The following is a 9,656-nucleotide window of genomic DNA, read 5'->3' as shown; positions in this document are numbered from 1 at the left end:
CTGATGGTGGAGATCCGCCGGGACACCTACATGACCGAGCCCGGCGGACCGGCCGGCCCCGGGCTGTCCCGCCTCGCCGCGTCGCTGGCGGCCCTCGTCGACGCCGTGTCCGGCTGACCGGTCACCTCCGGGGCCCCCCGCGGCCCCCCCGCCCGGGGGGGCGCGCGGCCCGCCGGTGGCGCCGCCGGGCTCGGTCTCCCGCCCGCCGTTCCGGCGGCCGAGCGGGAGGCGCTGCGGGAGCAGATCCGGGAGGTCCACGCGCACTACCGCGCGCTGCTGGAGGAGGAGCGGTACGCGCAGGCCGCCGAGGTGGTGGGCGAGATGATCGAGCCCGCCGCGCGCGCCCTCGGCTCGGAGAACAAGGCGGTTCTCGGGCTGCGCATGCGACGGGCGGTCAGCCGCCAGCTGGCGGGCGACCACCGGGCCGCGCTGCCCGAGTTCGAGGCGCTCGCCGACGCCTACGGGCGGGTGAGCGGCCCGGGCAGTGAGGAGGCGCTGGACAGCCGGGCGCAGGCGGCGCGCTGCCGGGGCGAACTCGGCCAGGTGACGGAGGCGTTGGCGGGGCTGCACGACGTCCTCGATGTCGTCCGGTCCGTGGACGGCGATATGAGCGAGACGGCCGTGGAACTGCGGCGCGACATCGGCATGCTGCTGCTTGCGCAGGGGCGGGCCGCAGACGCCTTCGACGTGCTGGAGCCGCTGCACGAGGACTTGTGCATGGTGTTCGGCCCGGACGACGAACTCACCGCCGAGGTCGCCGAGACGCTGGCCGTGATCCGTCTGGATCTCGACGGTGGCAGCCCCAGATCCTCCCCCTGACCTGGCACTCCGCCCGCATCGCACCCCGCCCGGCCCTTAGGATCCCCTCATGCCGCAGCTCGCCTTCGACATCGGTTTCTTCGCCGAACTCCCCAAGCTCCAGCCCCCGGTCAGAAAGGGCGTGCTCGAGGCTTGGGAGAAGTTCAACCAGCTCACCCTCGATCAGCTCTTCAAGGATCAGGGGCTGAAGCTGGAGAGCCTGACGAACGCGAAGGACAAGCAGATACGGACGATCCGCATCGACCAGTTCTGGCGCGGTGTGGTCCTCGCTCCGCCGACCGGGGACACGTTCATCCTGCTGCGGGTCATGCAGCACGACAAGGCGATCGCCTGGGCGAAGAAGCAGAAGGCCAGCATCAACGAGGTGACGCGGGCCGTCGAGATCCGGGACGCCGCGACCCTGGACGAGCTCACGCCGGCGTACGAGCGGGTCGCGGAGGGCTCCCCGAAGAAGCGGCTGTTCGCGGAGTTCTCCGACGGGGACCTTAAGGCTCTCGGCATCGACGACGAGACGCTGCGGCAGGCGCGGTCACTCGTCGACAAGGAGCAGTTGGAGGTGTTCGCGCCGCTGCTGCCGCAGGACCAGCGGGAGGTGCTGCAGTACCTCGCCGAAGGGATCCCGATCGAGGAGGTGTGGCAGGACATCGTCGCGCCCGCCCTCCAGGCGTCGACGCAGCCGGTGGACACGCAGGACTACGAGACGGCGATCCGGCACACCCGGGCGCGCATCGCGCTGGTCACGGCGCCGGAGGAACTGCGGGACATCCTGGAGAAGCCGTTCGCGGCCTGGCGGGTGTTCCTGCACCCCTCGCAGCGCAAGGTGGCCTACCGGGCGTCGTACTCGGGGCCGGCCCAGGTCACCGGTGGGCCCGGCACCGGCAAGACCGTCGTCGCCCTGCACCGCGTCAAGCACCTGCTGGGGCACCTGCGCGACGGGGACCGCATCCTGCTCACCACCTACACCAACGCGCTCGTCAACGCGCTCCGCTCCGGCCTCGAGTCGCTGGTGGAGGACCCGGAACTGCGCGAGAAGGTGGACATCTCGACGGTGGACGGATTCGCCAGCCGGGTCGTCGCAGAGGCGCCGGGCGCGGTGGCTCTGCGGCCGCTGATGAACAACGAGGAGGAGAGCCGCTGGGGCAAGGCCGCCAAGGCGACCGGCTTCCCCGGCAGCGCGCAGTTCCTCGCCCAGGAGTACCGGCACGTCATCGTCGCCCAGGACCTCCGGAGCCTCGCCGAGTACGAGTCGGCGGACCGGCGTGGGCGCGGGAGCCGGCTGACGGCGGCCGAGCGGCCGCTGGTGTGGGAGACAGTAGAGCGGTTCACGAACGGCCTGGCCGCGGACGGGGCCCGGACCTGGCTGCAGACCTGCGCGGAGGCGGCGCGGCTGCTGGCGGAGAAGGGGCCGCAATACCGGCATGTGGTGGTGGACGAGGCGCAGGACCTGCACCCGGCGCAGTGGCGTCTGCTGCGCGCGGCCGTGCCCGCCCGCCCGGACGACCTGTTCATCGCGGGCGACCCGCACCAGCGCATCTACGACTCGAAGGTGTCCTTGAAGTCGCTCGGCATCAAGGTCACCGGGCGGTCGGTGAAGCTGCGCAAGAACTACCGCAGCACCCAGGAGATCCTGCGCTGGTCCACCGCCCTGCTCATCGGCCGTCCCATCGCCCAGCTGGAGGACGAGGGCCGCGACGACACGCTGCTCGGATACCGCTCCGCCCTGCACGGCGACGGGCCTGCCGTGCACGCGGCGGCGGACGAGGACGTCGAACTCGCGGCTCTGGTCGCCCAAGTGCGGACGTGGCTGGATGCGGGCGTCGGCGCCGAGGAGATCGGGGTGAGCACCCGGTTCAACAAGACGTGCGCCAAGGCGGTGACCCACCTCAAGACCGCCGGCATCCCCGCCGTATCGCTGCGGTCCGCCGACACCGCGGGCGCGGCGGATGCCGTACGGGTCGGAACCATGCACTCATTCAAGGGACTTGAGTTCCGCTGCGTCGCGGTGATCGGCGCCAACGACGGTGCCGTGCCGTTCGCGAAGGCGGTGACGCCGGCCGAGCTGGATTCCAAGCAGCACGAGACGGACATGATGTCGGAACGCTGCCTGCTGTTCGTCGCCTGCACGAGAGCGCGCGACAGTCTGTACGTGTCGTGGTCGGGCGAGGCGAGTCCGTTCCTGGTGGAGGCCGGTACACCTCAGGAGAGTCCGGCGGGGTGACTATAAGCATCACCGTGCCGTCCGGCGTGACGTCATAGAGTGCCCGCCCGACGCATGACGAAGGTCATCGGTGAAGAGGGGGCGCGAAGTTGCAGGCGAAAGAGACGTTGTTCGACGATCTCGTACAGGGGCGGGCACAGCAGTCCCAAGTGCCGCTCTGCCAGAGGACGTACTCCTGGACGGAGAAACAACTCGCGCAGTTGTGGGACGACATCCTGGAGCAGGCGGAGTTGGTGGAGCCCGGGGACAAAAGGAGCACCCACTTCCTCGGCTCGGTGGTCCTCGCGCCCTCGCCGCAGAACGAGCCGACGTTCCCGCGCTGGCTGGTGGTGGACGGACAGCAGCGCCTCACGGCACTGGCGCTGGCCGCGATCCGTGATCACATCGCGGATTCCGAACCTGACGAAGCCGAGCGGGTGGACGAGGAATACCTGATCAACAAGCGCCGCAAGGGCGCCGACCGGTACCGTCTGCTGCCAACGCAGGCCGACCGTCCGCAGTGCGCCGCGCACATCCTGGACACCCCAGCGGATCAGGCTGCCGGGGACCGAGTGACCGCCGCCTACCGCTTTCGAGCAGGCCATCACCTCCAGGCTCACGCTCGTCGCCGTCACCGCCGAGCGCGGTGACAACGTGCACCGCATCTTCGAGTCGCTCAACAACACCGGTCTCAAGCTCAGCCAGGCCGATCTCCGTACGGCTTGTGGGCTGCCCAGGCGCGACGGATCACACTCACCGCATTGAGCTTAGAGATGAAACTCGCGTCGATCCGGGACACGAGTGGCCGGTTAAGCGGCCGCATGTCAGGATCGGACTGTGCCTGTCTTCCTGGACGCTGCCGAGAGTTCGGGGCTCCCTGCCGTGCCGCCTCCCAGGATGCGGCGGGTGGTTTTCGTCGCGTTGCTGAGCTCGGACGGGCGGCTTGCGCTGGTGGCAGACGACCTGTCTGGAGTTCTTCCCCGATGGGTGCTCCCTTCAGGATCCGCCCGAGCCACAGAGACCTACCGTGAGGTGGCAGTGCGCGTACTCCGCGATGTGGTCGGCGCGATGCCGGTGCGCGGGGGCGCTGTTGAAGGATGCCGCTGGGCTCAGGTGCCTGTGCCCGTAGGCCGGAGCCGTCGAGAGGCGCACGTGTTCGTCTTTCGTCTCGCTGAAGCTGGTGATCCGCCGGATTATCTGTCCTGGAGGGGAGCGACACGCTGGGCGGGGCCTGAGCAGTGGCAGGAGTTGTGCGCACGGTGTGATCTGCCGAATGTGGATGTGCTGTTGACGGGATACCTGGAGGGGTGGATCCCGGACGGGCGGATCACCCTGGAGCCTTGAAGACCCCGGCACCTCGACATCCCCCGTCACTCGGCCCTGGCGATCGTGGCGGCGGTCTCCTGAAGGGCCGTAGCAACCGCTGGCATGTCCTGTTCACGCAGACGTACGGCGGGCGCGTACACGGAGATCGCGGCGAGCGGTTCCCCGATGCGGTTGCGGATGGCCACGCCTACGCCGTGCAGGTCATGTGCGCTTTCCTCGAGGTCTGCCGCCCATCCCCGGGCTCTGACTTCCTCCAACTCCACCTCAAGCAGCGGCCACTCAGTGATGCTTCCTGCCGCCGTAGCAGGGAGCGCGGCCGGGAGTGCCGCGCGGACATCTGCCGGGTCGCGCAGTGCGAGCAGGGCCTTGCCCGCCGCTGTGACGTGGGCGGGAAGCTCCTGTCCGAGCGGAACGCTGACGCGCAGGACATGCTGGCACTCGACTCCATCGAGTAGTCGGACGACGGCCGCATCCACGGAGTACAGGCACACCGTCTCCTGTAGCTTCTCGGAGAGCTCCTCCAGGGGTCTGCGCGCCTGTCGTCGGACGTCCAGCTGGGCGATCGCTGCCAGTCCCATGCGTACGAGCTGCGGCCCCGCTGAGTATCCGTGCTGGCCAGGATCGTGGCGCAGGAAACCCGTGCGCTGCAGGGTGACCAGGATGCGGTGTGCGGTGGATCGTGAGATACCGAGCTCCCGGGCGGTCTCGGTAACACCGATCTCCCCCCGGTCATACGCCAGGACGAGAACATCCAGGGCCTTCGTCACCGACGCCAAGGCCTCTGTCGCCGACAGATGCTTGCCATCCACCATGAAGGAACCGTAGCGCTCAAACGTTCCCGGAGACCGGGAGCTTCGACAGAATCCACACGTCAGGATTCTGTGGTGGCACGTCCCACAGTTCCGGTGCTGCATCGCTCGAACCCGGCGAGCCAACTCTGCACCAAGACAGGTCGAGTCCTGCGACAACCCCGACCGGACTTGCCGTGCTTGAGCACACTGCTGACCGTTTGATAGCGCCTCACAGGAACTGCGTGCGTGCCACAGTGTGCCGTCCCTACACTGGCAGCGGCCTTCCTTAGGGAGTTCGCTATGGCGGGATACCGGACCAGCGCACCTGCGTCAGACAAGGGTGTCTATATCGGCCAGGCCCGGCATGCCGTGAAGGAGCTGATCACTTCACTGCGCGGCGAGCTGGCCACATTGGAAGCTGTGTACGCGATGATGTGCCAGGGCGTCGAATCCACCGATGCCCGCGAAGAGCCGTCGGACACTGGCGAGGACGCGGAAAGCGCCCAGCCTTCCCGGGAGGGTCCGTCTGAAGTTTCTGTCGCCGGCGAGGATCCTTCGTCCGAAGATGCACGCCCGGGCATGGGCACTCGGACCCTGGGGCCACCGCGTAACGGAAGCATGCGCGATGCGATCCTCACACTCCTGTGCGCCGCTCAAGAGGCAATGTCCATCACCGATATCGCGGCGGCGGTACGCCCGGGAGCTGACGCGACGGTCCGCTCATCCGTAGGAAAAACCCTCAACCGCATGAAGCAACTTGGCGAGGTGGAAAACGTAGCACCGGGAATGTTCCGGGCCGTGCTGTCATCCCGGGCTGCTTGATCCACCCGAGAACGACCCTAACCCAACAAGCAGACCTCCCTCGATTAGCGGTCGAGGGAGGCCGCCAAACACGCGAACGGACGCTTCTCCTAGCAGGGTTCCGGTCCGTCGCGCACGTTCACTCTAGCGCTCCCACGGGTGGCGCTATAGGGCGTCTGCGCCATTCCGTACTCGAGCGTGCACGACTGACCTCAAATAGGCAATTGGGGATCAGTCATGAGCACATTGGGTCGCATTCGATCCGGGCCAGAGCGCCAGGCCCAGGGCGCGCTCCAGTCGGCAGACCGTCAGCACATCCGGCCAGGTGGCGCCCGCCAGCAGATCGCCGATGGTCTGTCTGCCGACGTTGCTCTGTGCGGCCAGTGCACGCAGCGAGAGCTCCGGCCTCTCACGCAGGGCGGCGGCGAGGCGGCGGGCAATCGTCTGGACCACCGCCGCGGCGGGCTCCCCGGCGATCCGGGCATCCGGCCACTCCTCCGGATCGACGGCGTAGCTCCATGGCGGCGCCGTGCGCGCTCGGCCTCCGGTCATAAAGTTGCGTTCCTTCAGATCGTGATCGACACTGACACCCGCGGCCGGTTAACCGGCCGCCTGTCATGGACCTTGCGCCTGGAGGTCGCTGTGTCGAATCGCCTGCTGGCCTACGCACCGAAGGCGGAGACGGTGCCGCCCGCCCAGTGGCGCCGCATCGCTCCGGTCGTCCGCTCGCTGGGATTCATGGCCGTCGCAGCGGGACCCTACGGCCCAGACGTGGTCATGACGCCGCTCGCACGGCTGGTCGCCTGGGTCGAGGCCCAGGGCCTCCCGCTCGAACCCTCGGTGATCCTTGCCCAGAGCACCGTCGAACGATTCATCCTCGTCGGCTGCCGCCAAATGGCGGCCAACAGCCGCCGAACCTGCAGCAGCCAGCTGCGCCGGGCCTCCGAAGCACTCCTGCTGGACCAGCTCGGACAGCATCCGCCGATCCGACTGAAGGCCACCGCCGCCCCAGTGGCCCCCTACCCGCCGGCGGAAATCGCCTACTGGCTGATCTGGGCGCAGAGCCTGCCCACCCCCGCCCAGCGGCGCAACGCCTGTCTTCTGTTCTGTCTCGGCGTCGGCTGTGGGCTCGCCGTTGAGGATCTTGTGTACGTTCAGGGGCGGGACATCCTCGCGGGCCCCACCGGCCGGGCACTGGTCAAGGTGCACGGGCGCCGTCCGCGCACTGTCGTATGCCGGTACGCCTACGAGGAACTGCTGCTGGCGGAAGCCGCCCACATCCCGGCAGACGCGTACGCCTTCCGGCCAGACTGGCAGGACCGCACCAGCAAGCACATCGCATCGGACTGGCTGGCCAGGTACCCGCGGATCATCGGCCGTTGTGACGGTGCAGTGCTGCAGACCCAGCGGCTGCGTACGACCTGGCTCGTCGAACTGCTGAATGCAGGTATTCCGCTGAAGGTGATCCTCAAAGCGTCGGGACTCGGGACCCTGCACAGCCTCTCGCGATACCTCGTCTTCCTCCACGACGTGCCCGAAGCGGAGGCATCCGATCTGTTGCGGGGGGCGGCGGCATGAGCAGGAAGAACCCGGAGGACAAACCCTGCCGGCGTACCGGCCTCGCCCTACGCCCTGCACCGCAGGCCCCCGGCCGTACCCTCAGCGACCGCGTTGTGAGGCAGATCTTCGACCTCGTGCGCCACAGCGGAGTACTGGAACGCCTTCCCTCCAACGAGCACCGGCCAGGCCCGAAGGGCTTCCCGTTCCGCACAGTGCTGATCGGCCTGATCCTGTCGCAGTACATGGGCAAGAGCGCGAACATCAACGACGCATGGGAGACACTCTTCTTCGCCCTGTCTCCAGGGTCCAAGGCCCTCCTTGACGTCCCCAACGTCGACCTGCACATCCCCGAGGGTGCAACCCGAGAAGAGATCGACCGCGTCGCGCACCACCAGTACGCGACGTCGAAGCGCGTCTACCGGTCCTGGGCCTCGATGACCCGGCGCCTCGACCCGGCACCACACGACCGCCGCAAGCGGCTGTCGCTCAGCGAGGCCAAGAAGATCCGACGGAAGTGGAATGCCCGCGCCAATCAGGACACCGTGCGCAATCTGGAGGCCATCGCCCAGGATCTGGTTCTCGCTCCGGTGATGGCTTCCTACCGGCGCGGCGACTTCGCTCGGTGGCCTGGCCACATCGCGGTCGATGACACACCGGTTCCGGTCTGGGGCAAAGAGCCGGACTACCACCAGGACCGGGCCTCGCTTGAGATCACCGCCGGGATGTACGTGAAGGGAGGAACGCAGAAGAAGTCGGGGCCCAGCGGCAAAGCTGCGGCCTCCACGAACACTGGCACCCGGCGCGGCACGACAAACAAGCCAGTGCCTCGCAAGACCAAGTCGGGACAGGAGAAGAAGGCCAAGGCGCCGGAGAAGAGAGAGTTCCGCTACGCCATGATGGCCGCGTTCCCGGGCCATGGCCATGGCGACCTCGCCGGCGCCTACCCGGCGGTCTGCCTCGGCATGATCCTTCACACCCCGGGCACCGAACCCGGCCCGCCCGCCCTGCGCGCCATCCAGCCGGCCTTCGAACGAGGCCTGGTCAAAGACCTGTTCTGCGCCGACCGGGGCATCACCCAGGCCAAGCCTCACAACCTGCATCTGCAGCTGCTCAAACTCGGCCTCAACGCGGTGAAGCATTACAACGACGACAAGGTCGACCGGCAGGGAGAGTTCCGCGGCATGCAGCTGGTCGGCGGCGAGTTCTACTGCCCGCTGATGCCCGCGCCGCTCATCACTGCGGGCGCCACATACATCGACAGCCGCACGGACGAGGACCGCGCCCACGCACTCAACCTGATCCAGTCCCGCAAGGACTACCAGACCAAGATCAAGGAGTACGGGCCCGCAGGGGACCAGCGTAGACAGTGCCCCGCCCTCGGGCCGCACGCCACGGTCACCTGCTACCGCCGGCCCCAGCCACGCCCGTCCACCGTCGTCGACCTCGACGCCCCCACTGTCCGTACCCCAGCAGCCCTGCCCACCATCCCCAGGCCCAAGCGGGACACCCCCGTCTACCCCGACATCTGCAGAGGGAAGAGCATCACCGTCCCGGGCACCGTGTTGGCCAAGTGGCGGCAGAAATACCCCCTGTTCACCCCTCTGTGGCAGGAAGCCTGGTCCGGACTGCGCAGTCAGAACGAGGGCGGCAACGGCAACCTCAAGAAGTCCGCCCTCGACAGCATCGACAATCCCCAGCTCCGCCTGCCGCACGGACGCGTCGCGCAGACCCTGCTCAACGCCGTCATCATCTTCGTGGCGAACCTCAGAGCCATCCGACGGTTCCTCCGCGACCAGGGCATCCAGCCCCGCAAAGCCGGCACGCAGAGCGCCGCAACCCAACCGGGTGAGCCCTCCGACTCGCCCCAGGCGCGACCGCTTCCGACCGAGCAGGTCGAGCCCCCGCCACGCGAGTGACACACCTCCGCCGCGCTCTGCCCCCTGAAAACCCCACATGCCTGCGCCACGGCTACCAGCCGTCGCGCAGACATGTCCTGTTTCCGCAGGTGGGAGGCGCAGTACCTGGACCGCCACCGCCTCACCCCCTCATCGAGCCGATCACGAGGCTCGAGGCCCCAGAAACGACGAATTACCGGTGAGTCTGATGACTCGACCGGCAATTTGTGAACGCTTCGGGACGATGTCGTGTAAGTCCCATAGTTT

The 9,656-nt window shown here is 68.1% G+C and carries 8 protein-coding genes and 1 pseudogene; 7 read left to right on the top strand and 2 right to left on the bottom strand.

Going from position 1 to position 9,656, the window contains the following annotated elements; translation table 11 throughout:
- The 4 genes and pseudogenes from ACFW2E_RS32310 to ACFW2E_RS32295 form a co-directional block, all read left to right on the top strand.
- A pseudogene (locus ACFW2E_RS32310) lies at positions 1-117 on the top strand (N-formylglutamate amidohydrolase); the annotation flags it as partial.
- Positions 118-321: 204 nt separating this feature from the next.
- Complete coding sequence (locus tag ACFW2E_RS32305) at positions 322-819, top strand: hypothetical protein (RefSeq protein WP_384471047.1); 498 nt, start codon at positions 322-324, stop codon at positions 817-819.
- A 49-nt stretch (positions 820-868) separates the two neighbouring features.
- On the top strand, positions 869-3,037 hold the full coding sequence (locus ACFW2E_RS32300) for a UvrD-helicase domain-containing protein (protein ID WP_384471044.1): 2,169 nt from the start codon (positions 869-871) through the stop codon (positions 3,035-3,037).
- 89 nt (positions 3,038-3,126) lie between these two features.
- A complete protein-coding gene (locus tag ACFW2E_RS32295) occupies positions 3,127-3,666 on the top strand; it encodes a DUF262 domain-containing protein (protein ID WP_384471041.1) in 540 nt (179 codons plus the stop codon).
- 720 nt (positions 3,667-4,386) lie between these two features.
- Here ACFW2E_RS32295 and ACFW2E_RS32290 read toward each other — a convergent pair.
- A complete protein-coding gene (locus ACFW2E_RS32290) occupies positions 4,387-5,154 on the bottom strand; it encodes an IclR family transcriptional regulator (protein ID WP_384471039.1) in 768 nt (255 codons plus the stop codon).
- A gap of 279 nt (positions 5,155-5,433) precedes the next feature.
- Between ACFW2E_RS32290 and ACFW2E_RS32285 the strand changes: the two genes are divergently transcribed.
- A complete protein-coding gene (locus tag ACFW2E_RS32285; protein ID WP_384471036.1) occupies positions 5,434-5,955 on the top strand; it encodes a hypothetical protein in 522 nt (173 codons plus the stop codon).
- A 210-nt stretch (positions 5,956-6,165) separates the two neighbouring features.
- Here ACFW2E_RS32285 and ACFW2E_RS32280 read toward each other — a convergent pair whose 3' ends face one another.
- Complete coding sequence (locus tag ACFW2E_RS32280) at positions 6,166-6,486, bottom strand: helix-turn-helix transcriptional regulator (protein WP_079259476.1); 321 nt, start codon at positions 6,484-6,486, stop codon at positions 6,166-6,168.
- Positions 6,487-6,507: 21 nt separating this feature from the next.
- On the opposite strand from ACFW2E_RS32280, the gene ACFW2E_RS32275 reads away from it, so the two are divergent.
- Together ACFW2E_RS32275 and ACFW2E_RS32270 are read left to right on the top strand one after the other, a co-directional pair.
- Complete coding sequence (locus tag ACFW2E_RS32275; RefSeq protein ID WP_384471033.1) at positions 6,508-7,512, top strand: hypothetical protein; 1,005 nt, start codon at positions 6,508-6,510, stop codon at positions 7,510-7,512.
- Positions 7,509-9,410, top strand: a complete 1,902-nt coding sequence (locus tag ACFW2E_RS32270) for a hypothetical protein (protein WP_384471030.1) — start codon at positions 7,509-7,511, stop codon at positions 9,408-9,410. Before ACFW2E_RS32275 ends, ACFW2E_RS32270 begins: the two co-directional genes overlap by 4 nt.
- Positions 9,411-9,656: the final 246 nt, after the last annotated feature.

It is taken from the genome of Streptomyces sp. NPDC058964, from assembly GCF_042741275.1.
GTDB lineage: Bacteria > Actinomycetota > Actinomycetes > Streptomycetales > Streptomycetaceae > Streptomyces.
The sequence above is the reverse complement of the archived record's forward strand: the minus strand, read 5'-3'. Positions and strand labels throughout refer to the sequence as shown.

Coding starts and splice junctions, on each gene's coding strand:
- ACFW2E_RS32305 (WP_384471047.1), top strand. CDS start 322: ATGATCGAGCCCGCCGCGCGCGCCCTCGGCTCGGAGAACAAGGCGGTT.
- ACFW2E_RS32300 (WP_384471044.1), top strand. CDS start 869: ATGCCGCAGCTCGCCTTCGACATCGGTTTCTTCGCCGAACTCCCCAAG.
- ACFW2E_RS32290 (WP_384471039.1), bottom strand. CDS start 5,154: ATGGTGGATGGCAAGCATCTGTCGGCGACAGAGGCCTTGGCGTCGGTG.
- ACFW2E_RS32285 (WP_384471036.1), top strand. CDS start 5,434: ATGGCGGGATACCGGACCAGCGCACCTGCGTCAGACAAGGGTGTCTAT.
- ACFW2E_RS32280 (WP_079259476.1), bottom strand. CDS start 6,486: ATGACCGGAGGCCGAGCGCGCACGGCGCCGCCATGGAGCTACGCCGTC.
- ACFW2E_RS32270 (WP_384471030.1), top strand. CDS start 7,509: ATGAGCAGGAAGAACCCGGAGGACAAACCCTGCCGGCGTACCGGCCTC.